The sequence below is a fragment of the Acidovorax sp. LjRoot194 genome (genome assembly GCF_964253015.1).
Lineage (GTDB): Bacteria > Pseudomonadota > Gammaproteobacteria > Burkholderiales > Burkholderiaceae_C > Acidovorax.
Window position 1 is genome coordinate 51,997 of the sequence record NZ_CAXUQB020000001.1, and the last position, 18,276, is coordinate 70,272.

Consider the following 18,276-nt stretch of genomic DNA (forward strand, 5'->3'; position numbering starts at 1 on the left):
GGTGACGTTGTTCACTGCATGACGCACGAGAACGCCACAGCGGAACCGGAAACTCCCAAAAATCCAAAAAAATCAGGACTGGACGTCTACCAGAACCAGCCAGGGAGTGAGGGTGCGCACGCGCAGCTGCGGGAAGCTGGTGAGCAGCAGTTGCAAAGCCTGGTCGGTGTCGTCCAGTGGCAGCACGGCCGAAACGCGGATGCCCTCGATGGCACTGCGGTCATAGCGGAGGTGACCGGGACGGTGGCGGGCCAGCTCGTCCAGCACCTCGGACAGCGGCCGGTCGTTGGCCACCAGTTGGTGCGCGGCCCAGGCCTGCGCGGCGCTGCGTACATCGACGGGCTGCACTGCGCCGACGCCGTGGCGGGTGATGCGCACGCGTTCGCCAGCATGCACGCGGGTACCCTCGCCGCCGGCTGGGTGGCCATCAGCCTGCTGCACTGCGACGGTGGACTCCAGCATGGTGAGTTCGGTGACCGGTCCTTCGGCCATATCCATGCGCCGCACAGCGAAACGGGTGCCCAGCGCGCGGATGCGGCCCTCGGGCGTCTCCACATCGAAGGGGCGCGGACCTGCAAGCGCCTGGCCGTCGCGGGCCACGTCCACAAGGATCTCGCCCTGCACCAACTCCACGGTGCGGCCGTCCGCGCCATAGCGGACATTCACGGCACTGGCGCTGCCGAGGGTGAGGTGGCTGCCGTCGGCCAGGATGTGGGACTGCCACTGTCCCGTGGATGTTCGCAGGCCCGCCAGCAGATAGCCAGCAGGCCAGGCCTGCAGCGCGCACCAGGCCGACACGGCGAGCGCGCAGGCCATGGCCACACCAACACGCCGCGCACCGCTGCGCGGGCGTGCCAAGCCGGCGCGCAAGGCGGCCTTGGCAGCCTGGGTGGTCTGGGGGAAACCACCGGCACGTTCACGCATAGACTGGACCTGGCCCAGCAGGGATTCCATCTCGGCCGCGGCGGCCGCATGCCGGGGGTCCGTGGCCTTCCAGGCCTCAAAACCGCGCCGGGCCCGATCCCGCTCGTCTGCACCATCGGCCGTGAGCTGAACGATCCACTCGGCAGCCTGGCGGGCCATCTCCTCCTGAGCGACAGGATCAGGGATAGGGGTGCGCATGGATATGCCCGCGATCAGACCGGGGCACCGTTGGCACGGCACTGCAGCAGAACCTGCACCAGATACTTGCGCACCATGCGATCGGACACACCCAGGCGTGCCGCCACACTGGCATGGCTCTCACCGTCGAGGTAATGCAGAACAAAAGCTTCTCGCGCCTTGGCAGGTGTTCCTTGCAACGCCGTGCTGATCTGCACCAGCGCCTGCACCGCCATCAGCGTGTCTTCCGGGGAGTGGTGGCCGGTTGCGGCACCCGCGGCGTGCGCCAGCTCGGCCAGGTAGGCCTGCTCGACCTGCTGGCGGCGAGCACGGTCTACGAGCAAGCGCTTGGCGGTGGTGGTGAGATAAGCGCGCGGCTCGCGCATGCCCGTCAAAGCATCGCGCGAGGCAATGATGCGCACGAAGGTGTCCTGCGCAACGTCGGCCGCGTTGTGCGCGCAGCCCATGCGCGCACGCAACCACCCGAACAGCCAGCCATGGTGCTTGCTGTACAGAGCGTGCAATTCCTGCTGCAGGGCAGGCTCGGCGGCTGGCATGGGGCCCGTGTTGTAACGAATGAGAATTATTCACAATTGTATCGCCATGCCCTCGACGGTATGTGGCATCTCGCAGGCCCGCCAGCGAATCAAAGAAAATACGCGCTTTTGCTTTGCAACCAGACCACCGCATGACCGACACCACGCCAGCCGCCACGACCGCCACCGGCCGTCCCGCACTCCCCGACCACCTGAGCGTGGACCCGCGCAGCCCGCACCACGTGGCTGCGGTGTTCCAGCATGACATCGGCATCCGCTTCAACGGCAAGGACCGCACCGATGTGGAGGAATACTGCGTCAGCGAGGGCTGGGTGAAGGTGCCTGCGGGCAAGACGGTGGACCGCAAGGGCCACCCGCTGATGATCAAGCTCAAAGGCAAGGTCGAGGCTTTCTACAAGTGACACGGGGCCCGCGCGGCTGCGCCGCGCCGGGATCTGCCGCGCGTCTTTTTTTTCCATGCCTGACGACAACGCCGCACCCTGGGTGATCCATTGCGACGGCAGTGCGGTGCCCAACCCGGGGCGCATGGGCCTGGGTGCCGTGGTGTGTGCGCCCGATGGCACGGTGGCGCAGCAGCTGTCCGAGGCCACCACCTTCACCGGCTGCAACAACGAGGCCGAGCTGCGGGCGCTGGCCCTGGCGCTGCGCTGGCTGCAAAGCCAGGGTGGCGCTGCCGGCAGCGCCGTGATGGCCTACAGCGACAACAGCGTGCTGGTGGAGCAACTGGGCACCACCCGCCCCGCCGGGAGTCCGCGGGTGCCTCCCATCGCCAGGCTGGCCGGCTTGTTCGATGAAGTGCGCGCGATGATGCAGGCCTGCGGCGATGTGAGCGTGCAGTGGATTCCACGCCATCGCAACGGTCAGGCCGATGCACTGGCACGTGGGGCGCTGGGGTTGGCGCCCAAGCCGTCCACGGGGCATCACACCCGTACGAAGAAGAAACGACAGAAGCGGCGGTGAGGAGCCGGGGGCTGGCGCATGCCATCTGCACGCGCCCCTGCCTTGTTCCCTCTCCCGCAAGGGAAGAGAGCGTGAAGACAAGTCCCGCGTGACACGTTCTGTGTGCGAAACCCCAGGCCCCCTCAATCCAGCCCCAGCGCCTCCCGGTACGCCGTGATCCTCGGCAGCAGCACCTGGCGGCGTGCCAGGCTGTCGGGCGGCCAGTGGGTGTCGCGCTCGTAGTACTCAGGCACGGCGGGAGTGCCGGGCGGCAGCACCACCCAGGGCTGTTTGGACTGGGTGTAGATGTGGATGTCGGGCGGCAACAGGTCCGGCGCGTCCAGCGTGCCCACGCGCACAAAGGCCACCAGCGGGCCCGCGCCGGAGTAGTGGCTCCACACCGCCACGCGGCAGTGCGGGCAGCGCGCGATCTTCTGGCCGAAGCCGCTGTCCGACGGTGTGTCCACCAGATCGACCGCGCCCACCTGCAGCGCCATGCGGTCGGACTCGATCATGGCGTTCAATGCAAACGACGCGCCGCTCTCGCGCTGGCACCAGCGGCAGTGGCAGCAGTGCACGAACAGCGGTGCGGTGAGCATGCGGTAGCGGACATGGCGGCAGGCGCAGCCGCCTTCCAGGGGGAACGACGCAGTGTCAGGGTGTGTCATGGCGCAGCGATGATGGGGTGGCCCGGGATGGCCCCATTCTGGCGAAAACGCGCCACAAAATCACGCGGTCAACGCACACGCTGACACCACCGCCGCTGAGCGCCTGCGTGGTGGGTTCGAGGTGCGTACGGGCGGGGTTGGGATGGACGCATGCAGCGCGACGCCTGTCAGCCGCCCGCGCGCGCCAGCAGCAGGGCCTTTTCCTGCGCGTTGCGCGTGAGGCCCGCCGCACGCTCGAACTCGGCGCGCGCCTCGGCCACGCGGCCCAGCTTGGCCAGCAGGTCGCCGCGCACGCTGGGCAGCCAGTGGTACTGGGCCAGCACAGGGTCGGCCGCGATCTCGTCCACCAGGCGCAGCGCGGCCGCCGGGCCTTCGGCCATGCCCACGGCCACGGCGCGGTTCAGCGCCACGACGGGCGAGGGCGCCACCTGCACCAGCGCGTCGTACAGCGCCACGATGTGGGCCCAGTCGGTGTCCTCGGCGCGCCGTGCGCGCGCATGGCAGGCAGCGATGGCGCCCTGCAGGGCGTAGGGGCCCCAGGCATGGCCTGCGCGCGCCAGCTGTTCGGCCTTGTCCAGGGCGGCCAGGCCCCGGCGCACCAGCAACTGGTCCCACCGCGCGCGGTCCTGGTCCATGAGCAGCACGGGCTTGCCCTCGCCATCGGTGCGTGCGGGCAGGCGCGAGGCCTGGATCTCCAGCAGCGCCACCAGGCCATGCACCTCGGGCTCGTCGGGCACCAGGCTGGCCAGCACGCGCACCAGGCGCTGGGCCTCACCGCACAGCGCGGGGCGCATCCAGTCGTCGCCCGCCGTGGCGGCATAGCCTTCGTTGAAGACCAGGTAGATGACTTCCAGCACCGACGCCAGGCGCGGCGCGCGCTCGGCCTCGCCGGGCACCTCGAAGGGCACGTGGGCGGCCGACAGGCTGCGCTTGGCCCGCACGATGCGCTGCGCCACCGTGGGCTCGGGCACCAGAAACGCCCGCGCGATCTCGGCCGTGGTCAGGCCGCCCAGCAGCCGCAGCGTGAGCGCCACGCGCGCCTCGGTGGGCAGCACCGGGTGGCAGGCGGTGAAGATGAGGCGCAGCAGGTCGTCGCCGATATCGTCCTGCTGCGCGGCCACCAGTGTGTCCACCACGTCGGGCGCGTACTGGGCTTCGAGCGCCTCCAGGTCCTTGCCCAGCGCCTCGTGCTCGCGCGCGTGCAGGGCCTGCTGGCGCAGGTGGTCGATGGCACGGCGCTTGGCCGTGGTCATGAGCCATGCTGCAGGGTTGGCCGGCAGGCCGGTGGCGGGCCAGTGCTCCAGCGCGGCCACCAGCGCGTCCTGCGCCAGCTCTTCGGCCCGCCCCACGTCGCGCGTCATGCGCGCCACGCTGGCGATGATGCGGGCGGCCTCGATGCGCCAGACGGCATCGATGGTGCGGTGCAGGGCATCGGCATCGGGACTGCGGGGGTCGTGCATCGGTGGCCTCGGTGAACGCTCAGCCCAGCGCCTTGCTGGCATCCACCATGTGCACGAACTCCCAGCTGTGGCCATCGAGGTCGTCAAAACTGCGCGAGTACATGAAGCCCAGGTCCTGCCCCGGGCGGGGCGAGGTGCCGCCGGCCGCCACAGCCTTGGCCACCAGGGCGTCGACCTCTTCGCGGCTATCGCACGAGAAGCACAGCAGCACTTCCGACGTGGTGCGCGCGTCGGCGATCGCCTTGCTGGTGAAGGTCTGGTAGAAGTCCTTGACCAGCAGCATCACGAAAAGGTTCTCGCCCACCACCAGGCAGGCACCCTGTTCGTTGGTGAAGTCGGGGTTGAACTCGTAGCCCAGTGCGCGAAAGAACGCCTGCGAGCGGGCCATGTTCTCGATGGGCAGGTTCACGAAGATTTGTTGGTGCATGAGAGGCTCCTGAAGGGGTGTGAAGGTAAAGGGAAACGAAAGCTTTGGCAAAGGGGTGGCGGGTTTCAGGCTGCGGGTTTGCCCAGCGCCACGGCCTGCAGATTGGCCAAGCCGTCCTCGAAGTCCTGCCCCACCATGCGGTCCATGTTGAAGAACAGGTGCGCGATCTTGGCGAGGTAGGGCACCGGGCCCTGCATGGCCCAGGTGACGCGGGTGGCGCCCGCACCTTCGGGCTGCAGCGTGAACTCGACCTGGTTGTGGGCTTCGAAGGGCTTGACGAAGTCGAGCTTCATGCCCACGCGGTGGGGCGCCGATGCCTCCACGATCTCCATGCTGCCGGTGCCCACCTTGTCGCCCTGCCAGGCGTAGCGTGCGCCAGGGCCGGCGGTGGTGGCGCTGTACTCACCCTGGATGGCGGGGTCCTTGCGTTCGTATGGGTTCCAGGTATTGAACTGGCGCAGGTCGTGGATCAGCCCGTACACGCGCTCGGGCGGGGCGGTGATCACACGGCTGCGTTCCACGCGGAAGGTGTCGGGGCGGGTGGCAGCGTAGGCCAGCAGCAGCGCCAGGGCGGCGAGCAGCACGAGGGCGATGGTCTTGATCATGGTGATGGCTCCAGGTCGGGTAGGAGGTCAGCCCCGGGCTTCGAGTTCGCGAAAGTGCTCCACGCCCTTTACGGCGGCGAAGTCCTCCATCTCGTACAGGGGGCGCACCTCGATCTCGGCCGCCAGGCCCTCGCCGCGGGGGTTGGGGAAGCGGCGCGTCCATTCCAGCGCCTCGTCGCGGTTGCGCACCTGGATCAGCGTGTACCCGGCGATGAGCTCCTTGGTCTCGGTGAACGGGCCGTCGGTGACGGTCCGTTCACCGGCAGCACCATAGTGCACGCGCCAGCCCTGCGCGCTGGGCTTGAGGCCGCTGCCATCGAGCAGCACGCCGGCCTGTGCCAGCGCCTCGTGGTAGCGGGCCATGGCGGCCATCAGGGGTTCGGTGGGCATGTCGCCGCGCTCGGACTCGGCGGTGGCTTTCACGATGATCATGAATCGCATGGGGTTCTCCTGGCAAGGGTTCGGGGTGCGGGACGCAGCGAATGGTCGGCCTTCATCTGCACGACGAACGAACCTGCGCCAGATCGACACGCTGTCGGCAGATTGCGGGTTTCTACGTAGAAAAAAACTCGGCATGCCCCTGCGCAAGGGGCTCCTGTGGCGTATCTGCCAAGCCGTGCAAATGGTTACCGGCCGCACCCGGATGCATCGTTAGGATGCCCCGCGAGGGACCCCCACCAACAATGACCAGCGACAGCAACAACAACGACACCGAACCGACACCCCCGTGGCTGGCCAGCATTCCGCTGGAACCCAGCCACCAGACCCTGGCAGTGCTCATCGTCCACCCGGGCCGGGCGGTGGTGCCGCCCGAGGGCCTGGCCGAGGTGCTGCGTTTCTGGGCCGACGGCCGCGGAGGATGGATCGGCGCGGCCCGGGCCGCCCACGGGCTGTGGGGCTACATCGACGGCGAGGGCCGCTGGCGCGTACCGCCCACGCTGCACAACGCACGCAGCTTTTCCGAAGACGGCCTGGCGCGCTTTTGCGATGGCGGGCGCTGGGGCTTCATCGACCTGACCGGCGCGGTGGTCATCCCGCCCGCCTTCGACAATGCCCAGCCGTTTCGCCACGGCCTGAGCGCGGTGCAGGTAGGGCAAGATGCCTGGCGCATCATCAACCGCACCGGCCGCACCACCTGCGACGAGGTCTTTCATGAGCTGGGCGCTTTCGGTGCCAACGGCTTGGCGCGCGCCACGCTGTGGAAGAAGTCCCGCAACGAACGCACCCACGGCTTCGTGGACGGCACGGGCCGCTGGGTGATCGAGCCGCGATTTCGCGACGCGCGGCCCTTTGGCGAGTCGGCCACGACCGCGGCCACGCTGGACGGAGACCTCTACGGCCTCATCGACGCCAAGGGCCACTGGGTACTGCAGCCGCGCTACCCGCGCATCGACGCCTTCAACGCCGAGGGCCTGGCCTTCTTCGACGAACCCAACGCCTGGGACAACGGCCACGGCTACCTCAATGAACGCGGCAAGGTGGTGGTCAAGGGCGGGCGCCACCTCTCGCCGCGCATGGCGTGCGGCGTGGCCGCCAACAGCTACGACGGCACGAGCTTCCTCATGGCGGACGGCACGCCGCTGCCCACCCCGCCGCTGAGCTACGGCACGGATTTTTCGACCGAGAGCTGCTATGCCGTGGCACGCACCGCCGCCGCCCGCAGCGGTGCCACCGCCCCGGCGCACTGGGGCCTGCTGCACCCCGAGGGCCGCTTCGTGCCCGCGCCCGAGCACCTGCTGGAGCCGCTGACGGATGGCGACGGCTGGATGGTGGCGCACCCGCCGGATACGCCGCTGGTGCCGTTTCTCACGCGCGACGGGCAGCTGGCCTTCATCGACGGCGAAGGGGCCATCACCTGGCGCGCCCACTACGACGGGCAGCAGGTGGCCCTGCTCGACGCGGCCGGCACACCGCTGTGGCGCAGCGGCGTGCGCGAGAACTGCTGGCCCCCAGGCCCGTTCTTCAACGCGCCGCTGACCGACCACCTTGAAAACCTGGAAACGCTGGACGGCATCGTGCCGCTGGCGCTGGACCTGCTGGCCGATGCGGAGGCGCGGCTGCACCGACTGGCCGCGGGCGATGAACTCGCGCCGGACGGGCCCGTGGACGGTGAGAACGGCGATGGCGACGACGGCGATTCCGACGAAGACCAGGAGCCCGACCAGGTGCAGGCCGACCGCACGGTGGTCGTGCGCCGCGTGATGCGCGCCTACCTGAGCGAGTCGCACAACGGGCCGTACGAATTCCTGTGCACCGACCTCAACCGCGCGGTCGACGAAGCCCGCGTGGCCATGGTGCAGCAGCTGACCGAGCGCCTGGGCGCCGCCGACCCCAACCCGGAGCACGCCGCCCCGTGGCACCGCCGGGGCGAGTACACCCAGGCCTGGCCCGTGGCGCTGGCCAAGCCGCTGCCGGGCGACAGCGGCGCGCTGCACGAAGCGCGCGAACAATGGCTCACGCTGTACAAGCACTCGGACTCGGGCGACGGCGATGTGTGGTGGGAGCTGTGGCTCATGGCCGCGCCCAGCATCGATGCGCTGCAGCTGGCGCAGCGCACCCGCACGGCAGCCCCCGCCACGCCGGCCGCGCTGCCCGCTCACAGCGACCCACGGGAAGGCCCGGACAGCGATGGCCCGTCGCTACCGCAGAGCCAGCCGCCCGATGACGAGCCCGACACGCCGATGCCCCAGACCCGCGGCGACTGGCTGCGCGCCGTGCAGGACGACCGCTACGCCATCGCCCACGTGTCGGCTGAATGGCTAGACGACGCCCTGGTGGACGCTGCGCTGACCGCGAACGTCGCGGCGCTGGAGTCCGTGCCCCCCGCCTGGCAGACGCCCGCGCGGCTCGCAGCCCTGGTGCGCCGCGGCCTGCGCGAGGCGGCCGACATCCCGCCCGAATGCATGACCGCCGAAGCGCTGGCGCTGGCGCGCAGCCTCTATGCCGGCCAGCCCGAGTGGGACTGGCGCGACGAACGCAACAGCCGCATCCCCACCGCCTGGGACCACAACAGCCTGTGCGACGTGTGGGGCTGCCTGCTCACGCCCGAGCTGGCGCTCAAGGCCGTGCGCGCCCAGGCGCCGCTCAAGGACCTGGCGCACTGGCTGCGCACCGATGCGGTGGAGCAGGCCGCGCTGCAGGCCGACATCTACAACATCAGCTACATCGACCCGCGCAAGATCACGCCCGCACTGGCCGAGCGCGCCGTGCGGCACGACTACGGCTGCCTGATCGAGCACATTCCCGCCGACATGCTCACGCCCGCGCTGTGCCTGGCGTCGGCGCGCGCCAACGGCCTGTCGCTGGACAAGATCCCTGCGCCGCTGCGCACCACCGAGGTGTGCGTGGCCGCGCTGCAGGACCGCTGGGACATGTTCCCCGCAGTGCCCGATGCGCTGCGCGAGGCGGTGACCACGCGGCTGATCGACGACGACCTCGCGCAGGCCCGCCAGGACGGCGAGCCGCGCGAAAGCAGCCACTGGCACGTGCAGCGCGCCTGGGCGCGGCTGTGGGCCGGCGACCACGAAGGCGCGGTGGCCGACGCCCGACTGGGCCAAGGCCGCGTGCGCCACGCAGAGCATGCGCACTACATCCTGGCCAGCGCCTTGCGCGCCCTGGGCCGCACGCAGGAGGCGGCGCTGGAAGCCTCGTCCGTGCTGTCGCTGCAGTCGCCCTACACCGCGCAATGGGACAGCGATGAGGACACGCGCTGGCTGCAGTCCCTGGCGCAAGCCCAGGCCCACGCGGCCGATGACGCCACGCTGATCGCGCAGCTGGCCTCGCACCCGCGCACGCTGGCCGACGTGCCGCGCGAACGCATCACCCACGCCATGGTCGATGCCGCCGTGGCGGCCGACGAAGACACGGTGCGCTTCGTGCCCAAGCGCCTGATGACGCCCGCGCGGTACGCGGCAGCCCTGCGGCAGGGCGTGAAAGCGTTCGACCAGATTCCTGCCGACATGCTGAGCGAGGACGCCTGCATTGCGCATGTGCAGGACAGCGGCTGCCGCCTGGCCGAGGTGCCGCCCGCGCTGCGCACCGTGGCGGTCTGCGCCCATGCGCTGCGCGACAGCCACAGCGCCCTGGAGCATGTGCCCGAACCCCTGCGCAGCGACGCCCAGGAAGCCGCCGCACGCCTGCCGCGCGACAGGGATGAGGATGAGGACGAGAGCGCCCGCTCCAGCGGAGCCGGCCACTGGCTGAGCCGCCGCCTCGTCGAGTCCGCCCTCAAGGGCCAGGACACCGCCGCACGCCGCCTGCAGCACAAGGGCATGGTGGCCGCGTTCATGGTGGAGGCCGCCGTGACCGCCCGATCCAGCGAACCGCCCACGCTGCGCGGCCTGGCCGGCTGGTTCGAGCAGCGCGCGGTGCTGGCGCTGGTGACCAACCTGCTGCTGGGCCTGGCCGCACTCGTGGGCCACGCTTTCGTGTCGGTGGCCGCCTGGCGCGCCGAAGGGCCGTGGATCGGGCTGCTCACCTTTGCGCTCATGGGCTTTGCCGACGCATACTGGGCCTGGCGCTTCCTCTTTGCCACGCCCGCCAGCGCGGCGCTGGCCGTGACGGCCATCGTGGTCGTGGTGTATGTGTTCGGCTGGCGGCGGTTGTACCGGCGTGTGGGTCTGGCGTTGGCGGCGCGGGGGGAGAAAGACTGACCCTGGCACGCTCTGTGTCCGCATGTCTGGGCATGGCGCCCTGGCATCACAACGGTGGAGTAAGACATTGCAACCCGCGCGTTGGGTTACACCACCGCCCGGATAATCCTTTGCGCCCCAAGCCCCAACCGATGCTCCTATGGTCTCATTGAACAACGCGCGCACGAGAATATGGCTGACTGCAGTTTGCTTTGCAGCCAGCAGCCTGGCAGAAGTGTCAGCCCAAGGCGATCAAGCTGCCGTGGCCAGGTCAGCGGGTGACACGCACCGCTCAACGGAGGTTTTTTTACGGCCTTCGACGGCGGAAATCAGCACTCCCGCAACACTACGAGCCTACCTGCGGACCAAGGACGAGGTACACCACAGCCGGTATGCGCAGCGAACCAACCGCTTTTGCTTCGTCAAGCAACCTCCCCGCAGCGACGTGGAGGGGGACACTGCCAGCCTGTGGATGATTTGGCACGAAGGCGGGGAAATTTTAGATAGCGCTGGAAGCATTGGGCCCGGAGACGATGCGGCATTGCGGGGGCGGTCTGAAGCGCTGGCCAAATCGATCAATCTGGCCACGGACGTGGTCGAGTCCAAAGAACAAATCGCTGGCAGCACCTTTCTGATAGACCGTGCCTGGGTGGACAACATTATCAATGCGTGCAAAACCACGGGCCGCACTGTCAGCATTGCACCACTTCGAAAAACCAGGCACTGACTCTCGCCTGCACGGTGCGCTACATCAGGCTCGCATCACATCAAGGAACCCACGTGCCAAGCGCGCTTCTCAAATTCACGAACAACATGACTGCGCCGAGCGTACTCACGCTGGTGGAAGGCAACACGCTCAAACTGAAACTGGAGGGGATTCCCAAAGCCTATGTGCTGAAGACTCTGGTGGACCAGACGCCCATCGTGACAACGGGCGGTACCAAACACAACGCACGTGCCGATAGTTGGCAATTCGAGTTCATCGCGAAGCAGGCAGGCCTGGCGCGCATCAGCATCATCTCCAGCCAGGGCTCTTCCGCACTGTCGATCTCTCCCTCTGCCATCACGATCCGGGTGGAAGCGGCCATGAAACTCCCGCCGCTCGACACCGAAGAGGGCATGCTAGTGCGGCTCCTGCTTGCGGAAAGTCGCTCTCCCGAAAAAATGGACAGTGCCACCGCCGAGGAAGTCAAAAAGGGCATGCAGTGGATGCGCAGGGTGATCGTCAACCGGCTGCGCAGCGACAAGCCGGAGGAGTTCATGGCCCGAGGTGCCAGCGGCATTGTCGACATCGTCAAGGCCGACGACCAAGGCTCAGTGCAGTTTCACGGCTTCAATCAATATCCTCGTCTGGAAGAAGGGATCGCAAAGAACCTAGACGACTCGCTATCGATCGCCAATGACGGAACGCATCCGAAGCGCGCGGCATATGCGCAGTTCGTACAAAGCGCAATCGATGTGGCCAACGAAGCCCTGCCCATGGACCCTTCACCCAACGGCCTGTTCGCGTGGCGGACCAGACGCGCCACCTCACCCAGCGCGGAGTTCAAGCTCTTTGCGATGGCTGCAGGAAACGATTTCTACACCCACACCCGGCTGAAGAAGAAGGACTGAGCCCGCGCTTTCGGCCCGGGCGTAGAGGCAGTCGGTGTCTGCTTTTTCCATGTGCTCAAAGCTGCTCGCTCAATGCGATAAGTCCACGGCGCCAAGTGAATCCCATGAACACCATTCACGCCAGAACCTGGCTGGCCGCAACCTGTGCTGCTCTATGCAGTGTCGCGAGCGCAGCATCAGCGGTCTCTGCCGAACAGCCTGCCGCTGCTATTCCTGAGGCAGCCATCTCCCGCCCATCGCTTGCGGAAATCAGTTCTCCTGCCGTACTTCGGGCCTATCTGCGTACCAAAGATGAAGTCCGAAACAGCCGGTATGCACAGCAAACCAACCGCTTTTGCTTTCTAAAGCTTGCGCCCCGTACTGGCTTGCAAGGTTCTAGGGGCAACATGTTGATGATCTGGCACAACGGGGGGGAAATACTCAACAGTAGAGGCCGTGTTGCTACCGGAGACGAGGCAGCGTCACTGGGACAAGCGGAGGCGCTTGCCAAGTCAGTCAATCTGGCCACCGACGTCGTCGAGTCCGAAGAGCAAATCGCCGGCAGCACTTTTTTGGTGGACCGCGCCTGGGTCGAGCGCATCGTGAGCGCATGCCACAAGACCGGCCGGACCGTGACCATCACGGCTCCGCGAAAGGGCAGGCGCTGACGTCTCGATGCTGCGGGGCTTGCACGCAGCTGCTCAGGGCATTCGGCCACCAAGGCTTGGCAGCCGCGGTGGGCCGGATTTCAGCTCTCAGCCCCGTGATAACAAGGCGCCACTTCCCGCACCTCGATGGTCGCCCACTCCGCCGCGGGGCACGCCTGCGCGATGGCCACAGCCTCGTCGCGGGTGGCGCAGTCGATCAGGAAGAAGCCGCCCACCATTTCCTTCGTTTCGGCAAACGGCCCGTCCACCAGGCGCGACTGGCCGTCGCGCACCTGCAGGCGCACGGCCTGGTCGGTGGAGGCCAGTGATTCGGTGGCGCGCAGCAGGCCGCGGGCCTTGAGGCTGTCGCCAAACTCCACCATGCGCGCATAGGCCTGCTGCCCGCCGGCCAGCCCCCGCTCGGCGCGTTGGCCGTGGGGTTCCATGATGAGCAGCATGTAGGGCATGAAAGGTCTCCAAAGATGACGACGGGGGCGTGCAGCAGACTGTGCTGGCGGGAGTGCGCCATGCTAACAGCGGTAATTTGCTATTGTTTCAGTAGCTGCTTGCGCTTGCCCAGCGAGCGGTAGCGGCCATTTTCATTTGTATTCTTGCGCACTGCAGCAAGCCTGTGCTATCTTAGGCACCCTATGCAACGCAGCATGATCCTATCCACCCTATCGCTAAGCCTACTAGTGCTTGGCCGGGGTCTGCCTGCGTTCGCCACCGTTGCCTGACTCGCTCAGCGCAACACCTGATCTCCCCCTGACCCCGGCCCGCGAACCAGCCTTTGCACACGCAAAGGGCTGCAGGGGATGTCACACGTTTTGTTTTTTCATTCATTTCGTCTGACCCGTGCACCGCGCCTGTTTTCTTTCAGCGCACCGCACACACCGTTCGTGGAGCCTCTCATGATTGCCAAGCCCGCCACCAAGTACCAGCCCATCGCCCCGGTCGCTTTGACCGACCGCCAGTGGCCCACCCGCAGCATCACCCGCGCACCCGTGTGGCTCTCCACCGATCTGCGCGACGGCAACCAGGCACTGTTCGAGCCGATGAACGGCGAGCGCAAGATGAAGCTCTTTCACGAGCTGGTGCGCATCGGCTTCAAGGAGATCGAGGTCGGCTTTCCCGCCGCGTCGCAGACCGACTTCGACTTCGTGCGCCGCCTCATCGACGAGGACCTGATCCCCGACGACGTGACCATCATGGTCATGACCCAGTCGCGCGAGGACCTGATCGCGCGCACTGTGGAGGCCGTCAACGGCGCTCCCCGCGCCATCGTGCACCTGTACAACGCCACCGCGCCTGCCTGGCGGCGCATCGTCTTCGGCATGAACGTGACGCAGGTGATGCAGCTGATCGCGCACCATGTGGGCTATTTGAAGCAGCTCACCGACGCGCAGCCCGCCACGCAGTGGACGCTGCAGTACTCGCCCGAGACCTTCAGCGCCACCGAGCTCGACGTGTCGCTCAAGGCCTGCCAGACGGCCATCGGGGCCTGGAACGCCGGCCCCGGCCGCCCCATCATCATCAACCTGCCCACCACGGTGGAGAACGCCACGCCCAACGTGTTCGCCGACCAGATCGAATGGATGGACCGGCGCCTCGCCCCCCGCGAGCACATCACGCTCTCGGTGCACCCGCACAACGACCGCGGCACCGGCGTGGCCGCGGCAGAACTCGCGATGATGGCCGGTGCCGACCGCGTGGAAGGCTGCCTCTTTGGCAACGGCGAGCGCTGCGGCAACGTGGACATCGTGACGCTGGCGCTCAACATGTACACGCAGGGCGTGCACCCGAACCTCGATTTTTCGGACATCACCTCGGTGGCGCGCATCGCCGAGGAATGCACCTCGCTGCCCGTGCACCCACGCCACCCCTACGCGGGCGACCTGGTGTTCACCGCGTTCTCGGGCTCGCACCAGGATGCGATCAAAAAAGGCTTTGCCGCGCAGGACCCGAGCGCGCTGTGGGAAGTGCCGTACTTGCCCATCGACCCTGCGGACCTGGGCCGCACGTACGACAGCGTGATCCGCGTGAACAGCCAGTCGGGCAAGGGCGGCATCGCCTTCTTGCTGGAGCGCGAACACGGCGTGGTGATGCCGCGCCGCATGCAGGTGGAGTTCAGCGCCGTGGTGCAGCGCCAGACGGATGCGAGCGAGGGCGAGATGAGCGGCGAGGCACTGTGGGACCTGTTCCAGGCCACCTACCTGCGCGCCCCGGCCCAGGCGGCCATCATCTGCCACAGCCACCGGCTCGATGAAGACGGGCAGGGCATCGAGCTCGACGTGACCATCGACGGCACGCGCCAGCACTTGCGCGGCCAGGGCAACGGGCCGATCGCCGCCACGGTGGATGCCCTCGGCCTGCCGCTGCGCGTGGACCACTACGAAGAGCGCGCCACCGGCACGGGCGCCAACGCCCAGGCGCTGGCCATCGTGGAGGCTGCGATGGAAGGCGTGGCAGGCTCCACCTTTGGCGCGGGCATGAGCCACAACATCGTGACGGCGTCGGTGCTGGCCATCGTGAGCGTGGCCAACCGGCTGGCCGAGCGGCGCCAGGGCGTGGCCGCCACGGGGACGGTGACAGCGGCGTAACCTTGTGGTTGCGGCCGTTGCAAAAAGGATAGCTGCCAGCGCTGGTCCTTCCATCGCTGGTGGCCATCCGGACCAATAGCCCCAGGCCGCGGGCGGAGTCCGGGCAGGCACCGGGGTCCATCCGTTACCCTTCGGGCCATGCGCGTTGTTTCTCACAGACTGGCCCTGGCCGCCTGCACCGCCGCCCTGCTGGCCCTGGCGGGCTGCGGTACCTCGCGGCCCCCCTCGTCTTCTTCGTTCCCTTCGTCATCATCGTCGTCGGCGCCGGTGCGCACCACGCCGCCCCTGACCGCGGAGCAGGCGCACGACATCGCCATCCACGCGCTGGGCCTGGTGGGCACGCCGTACCGCTACGGCGGCAACACGCCGGACTCTGGCTTCGACTGCAGCGGGTTGATCGGCTATGTGTACCGCAACCAGGTGGGCACCCCGCCGCCCCGCACGGTGGCGCAGCTCAACAGCTGGGGGTATCCCATCGACGGCAGCGAGCTGCGCGCCGGGGACCTGGTGGTGTTCGGCACCGGCCGCCAGCCTAACCATGCGGGCATCTATGTGGGCGAAGGGCGCTTTGTGCACGCGCCGTCCACCGGCGGCACGGTGCGGCTCGACCAGCTGCAGTCGCGGCATTGGTCGCGGCAGAATGCGGCGTTCCGCAGACCGTAGCGGCTCCCCCTGAGTCGCCTTCGGCGCCTTCCCCCTGAGGGGGACGACGCCCTTGCTGCGGGGCGGCCCTTGCTCGGCGTCTCTCGCCTGGGGCGCGCCAGTCTTTACCAATGTCGCCCATGGGTAGAAAGGTGTTCGCCCGAATCTGCCAGCAGCGGCTGTCCAGCGCCGCGCGACAATCGGGGCCACCATGACCCACGCACACCGCTCCGCCACCCCGATTTCCACCCACGATACGACGCGCGTCGATGACACGCGCATCAAGGCCGTGCGGCCGCTCATCACGCCGGCTTTGCTGCAGGAATGGCTGCCCGCGCCCGATGCCGCCCAGACGCTGGTGGAGACCAGCCGCACCGCCATCTCGCGCGTGCTGCATGGGCAGGACGACCGGCTGGTGGTGGTGGTGGGGCCCTGCTCCATCCACGACCATGGCCAGGCGATGGAGTACGGGCGCCAGCTGAAGGTGCAGGCCGATGCGCTGCAGCAGGACCTGCTCATCGTGATGCGCGTGTACTTCGAGAAGCCGCGCACCACCGTGGGCTGGAAGGGCTACATCAACGACCCGCACCTGGATGGCAGCTTTGCCATCAACGAAGGGCTGGAGCTGGCACGCCAGCTGCTGCTGGATGTGCTGGCGCTGGGCCTGCCAGTGGGCACGGAGTTTCTGGACCTGCTGTCGCCGCAGTTCATCAGCGACCTGGTGAGCTGGGGCGCCATCGGCGCGCGCACGACCGAGAGCCAGAGCCACCGCCAGCTGGCCAGCGGCCTGTCGTGCCCCGTGGGCTTCAAGAACGGCACCGACGGCGGCGTGAAGGTGGCGAGCGACGCCATCCAGGCGGCGCAGGCATCGCACGCGTTCATGGGCATGACCAAGATGGGGCAGGCCGCGATCTTCGAGACGCGCGGCAACCAGGACTGCCACGTGATTCTGCGCGGCGGCAAGCAGCCCAACTACCAGAAGGCCGATGTGGATGCCGCCTGCACCATGCTTCAGGCGGCGGGCCTGCGCGAGCAGGTGATGATCGACGTGAGCCACGCCAACAGCAGCAAGCAGCACCAGCGCCAGATCACCGTGGCGGGCGAAGTGGCCCAGCAGATCGCCGCGGGCGACCAGCGCATCACCGGCCTCATGATCGAAAGCCACCTGCAGGAAGGCCGCCAGGACATCGTGCCCGGCCAGCCGCTCGCGCCCGGCGTGTCGGTGACCGATGCCTGCATCAGCATGGCGCAGACCATTCCGGTGCTCGAAGGCCTGGCGGCGGCGGTGCGGGCGCGGCGCGCACGCGGCTGACCTTCCGGCCCTGCGCTCTGCGGTGGGCCGACAGCAGCAACTACCGCGCTGCCGTGGTGTCGATGTTGCGCGCTGTGGCCAGCAGCGTGGCGCACAGGGTTTCCTGGCCGTCCGCATCCACCGCAAACACGTCGGACGCGCACACCGTGAGCAGCCGCGCCGCGTCGATCACGCGCCCGCGTGCCCGCAGGCACACGCCCCGTGCCGGGGCCACGAGCTTCACGGTGGCGTCCACCGTGGCATTGACCCAGCCCGGCGGCAGCACGCTGCCGGCCGCGCCCACCGCGGCAAAGTCGGCCACCGCAAAAACGGCCGTGGCCTGCAGCTGGCCGGGGCGAAAGCAGAACGCGTCACTCACCGGGATTTCCACCTCCACCGCGCCCGGCTCGACGCGCACGAAGCGCAGGCCCAGCGTGCGCGCCATGGGCATGGCCAGCACCAGCGATTGCAGCTGGGTCAATGAAGTGGAGGATGGGACTGATGAAATGGACGCCGTGGCGGGACCAGTGGCAGGTGCAGAGGGGGTCATGGTGCTTTCCTGGTGGGGCGGGGGGATCGTGAAGCCGGTGGTGGTGGCGGTGCGGGTGCGGCCGGCGCAGGGGCGGGCCGCACGCGGGGCCACGGGGCCTTGGCTTTGGGTGCCGCGGCCTGGGCACGCCGCGCCGTGGCCTGCTTTGCCCGAAACCACGCCGCGTGCTCCAGCACGCGCTGCTTCTGGGCCTGCAGCCCGGCGATCTGCTGGTCCAGCGCCAGGGCGCGCTCGCGCAGGTCTTGCACCATGGCGTCGATGCACAGCGTGCCGGCGCGGTAGGCGGCCAGGCGCGGCGCGATCTGCGGCAGGGTGAAGCCCAGCTGGCGCGACATGGCGATGAACACGACCTCGCGCTGCAGGGCCACGGGATAGTCGCGGTAGCCGTTGGCGCGCCGGCGCGGGGTGAGCAGCCCCAGCCGCTCGTAGTGGCGCAGGGCATGGACCGAGACCGAGGTGCGCTGGGCCAGTTCAGAGATCTGCATGGCGCAAAGCCTAGCAAGCCTGGCGCTGCACGAAGGTTGCCTGTGCGACTGCTTTTGGGGCAAACCCCCATGCCCAGCGC

General features: G+C 68.2%; 19 protein-coding genes. 9 read left to right on the top strand and 10 right to left on the bottom strand.

The features are described from left to right. Positions 1–72 precede the first annotated feature (72 nt). A complete protein-coding gene (locus tag ACSQ3N_RS00245; protein ID WP_056171563.1) occupies positions 73–1,122 on the bottom strand; it encodes a FecR family protein in 1,050 nt (349 codons plus the stop codon). A 14-nt stretch (positions 1,123–1,136) separates the two neighbouring features. Then, the gene (locus ACSQ3N_RS00250; protein WP_056171565.1) at positions 1,137–1,658 is read right to left on the bottom strand and encodes a sigma-70 family RNA polymerase sigma factor; all 522 of its coding nucleotides are present in this window, start codon (positions 1,656–1,658) and stop codon (positions 1,137–1,139) included. A 131-nt stretch (positions 1,659–1,789) separates the two neighbouring features. Between ACSQ3N_RS00250 and ACSQ3N_RS00255 the strand changes: the two genes are divergently transcribed. Both ACSQ3N_RS00255 and ACSQ3N_RS00260 read left to right on the top strand, forming a co-directional pair. Further along, complete coding sequence (locus ACSQ3N_RS00255; protein ID WP_056171566.1) at positions 1,790–2,059, top strand: DUF3297 family protein; 270 nt, start codon at positions 1,790–1,792, stop codon at positions 2,057–2,059. 55 nt (positions 2,060–2,114) lie between these two features. Continuing rightward, positions 2,115–2,618, top strand: a complete 504-nt coding sequence (locus ACSQ3N_RS00260) for a reverse transcriptase-like protein (protein ID WP_056171568.1) — start codon at positions 2,115–2,117, stop codon at positions 2,616–2,618. Between the two features lie 122 nt (positions 2,619–2,740). On the opposite strand, the gene ACSQ3N_RS00265 is transcribed toward ACSQ3N_RS00260, so the two are convergent. The 5 genes from ACSQ3N_RS00265 to ACSQ3N_RS00285 all read right to left on the bottom strand — a co-directional run bounded on the left by ACSQ3N_RS00265 (position 2,741) and on the right by ACSQ3N_RS00285 (position 6,198). Beyond that, the gene (locus tag ACSQ3N_RS00265) at positions 2,741–3,265 is read right to left on the bottom strand and encodes a GFA family protein (RefSeq protein WP_056171569.1); all 525 of its coding nucleotides are present in this window, start codon (positions 3,263–3,265) and stop codon (positions 2,741–2,743) included. Between the two features lie 167 nt (positions 3,266–3,432). After that, on the bottom strand, positions 3,433–4,725 hold the full coding sequence (locus ACSQ3N_RS00270) for an RNA polymerase sigma factor (RefSeq protein ID WP_056171571.1): 1,293 nt from the start codon (positions 4,723–4,725) through the stop codon (positions 3,433–3,435). A 19-nt stretch (positions 4,726–4,744) separates the two neighbouring features. After that, positions 4,745–5,152: a VOC family protein gene (locus ACSQ3N_RS00275; protein WP_056171573.1), complete on the bottom strand. Its 408-nt coding sequence runs from the start codon at positions 5,150–5,152 to the stop codon at positions 4,745–4,747. A gap of 65 nt (positions 5,153–5,217) precedes the next feature. Then, positions 5,218–5,757: an SRPBCC family protein gene (locus ACSQ3N_RS00280; protein WP_436145313.1), complete on the bottom strand. Its 540-nt coding sequence runs from the start codon at positions 5,755–5,757 to the stop codon at positions 5,218–5,220. Between the two features lie 27 nt (positions 5,758–5,784). Then, entirely contained in the window at positions 5,785–6,198 is a 414-nt protein-coding gene (locus ACSQ3N_RS00285) for a YciI family protein (protein ID WP_436145314.1), read from the bottom strand. A gap of 242 nt (positions 6,199–6,440) precedes the next feature. Between ACSQ3N_RS00285 and ACSQ3N_RS00290 the strand changes: the two genes are divergently transcribed. From ACSQ3N_RS00290 to ACSQ3N_RS00305, 4 genes are all read left to right on the top strand, one after another. Next, a complete protein-coding gene (locus ACSQ3N_RS00290; protein WP_436145315.1) occupies positions 6,441–10,409 on the top strand; it encodes a WG repeat-containing protein in 3,969 nt (1,322 codons plus the stop codon). Between the two features lie 139 nt (positions 10,410–10,548). Further along, the gene (locus tag ACSQ3N_RS00295) at positions 10,549–11,115 is read left to right on the top strand and encodes a hypothetical protein (RefSeq protein ID WP_436145316.1); all 567 of its coding nucleotides are present in this window, start codon (positions 10,549–10,551) and stop codon (positions 11,113–11,115) included. Positions 11,116–11,168: 53 nt separating this feature from the next. After that, positions 11,169–12,002, top strand: coding sequence for a hypothetical protein (locus ACSQ3N_RS00300; protein WP_436145317.1), 834 nt, complete (start codon positions 11,169–11,171; stop codon positions 12,000–12,002). Positions 12,003–12,106: 104 nt separating this feature from the next. Beyond that, entirely contained in the window at positions 12,107–12,649 is a 543-nt protein-coding gene (locus ACSQ3N_RS00305) for a hypothetical protein (protein ID WP_156372150.1), read from the top strand. 80 nt (positions 12,650–12,729) lie between these two features. On the opposite strand, the gene ACSQ3N_RS00310 is transcribed toward ACSQ3N_RS00305, so the two are convergent. Then, a complete protein-coding gene (locus ACSQ3N_RS00310) occupies positions 12,730–13,095 on the bottom strand; it encodes a YciI family protein (RefSeq protein ID WP_436127256.1) in 366 nt (121 codons plus the stop codon). 444 nt (positions 13,096–13,539) lie between these two features. On the opposite strand from ACSQ3N_RS00310, the gene leuA reads away from it, so the two are divergent. The 3 genes from leuA (at position 13,540) to ACSQ3N_RS00325 (ending at position 17,182) form a co-directional block, all read left to right on the top strand. Further along, complete coding sequence (leuA, locus tag ACSQ3N_RS00315; RefSeq protein ID WP_056171591.1) at positions 13,540–15,228, top strand: 2-isopropylmalate synthase; 1,689 nt, start codon at positions 13,540–13,542, stop codon at positions 15,226–15,228. A 138-nt stretch (positions 15,229–15,366) separates the two neighbouring features. Further along, positions 15,367–15,891 (top strand): C40 family peptidase, encoded by a 525-nt coding sequence (locus tag ACSQ3N_RS00320; RefSeq protein ID WP_056171593.1) that lies wholly within the window; start codon positions 15,367–15,369, stop codon positions 15,889–15,891. 190 nt (positions 15,892–16,081) lie between these two features. Then, positions 16,082–17,182 (top strand): 3-deoxy-7-phosphoheptulonate synthase, encoded by a 1,101-nt coding sequence (locus tag ACSQ3N_RS00325; RefSeq protein WP_056171595.1) that lies wholly within the window; start codon positions 16,082–16,084, stop codon positions 17,180–17,182. A 40-nt stretch (positions 17,183–17,222) separates the two neighbouring features. Here ACSQ3N_RS00325 and ACSQ3N_RS00330 read toward each other — a convergent pair whose 3' ends face one another. Continuing rightward, positions 17,223–17,612 (bottom strand): PaaI family thioesterase, encoded by a 390-nt coding sequence (locus ACSQ3N_RS00330; RefSeq protein ID WP_200912377.1) that lies wholly within the window; start codon positions 17,610–17,612, stop codon positions 17,223–17,225. 95 nt (positions 17,613–17,707) lie between these two features. Then, positions 17,708–18,196: a MerR family DNA-binding transcriptional regulator gene (locus tag ACSQ3N_RS00335; protein ID WP_056171600.1), complete on the bottom strand. Its 489-nt coding sequence runs from the start codon at positions 18,194–18,196 to the stop codon at positions 17,708–17,710. Between the last annotated feature and the right edge of the window lie 80 nt (positions 18,197–18,276).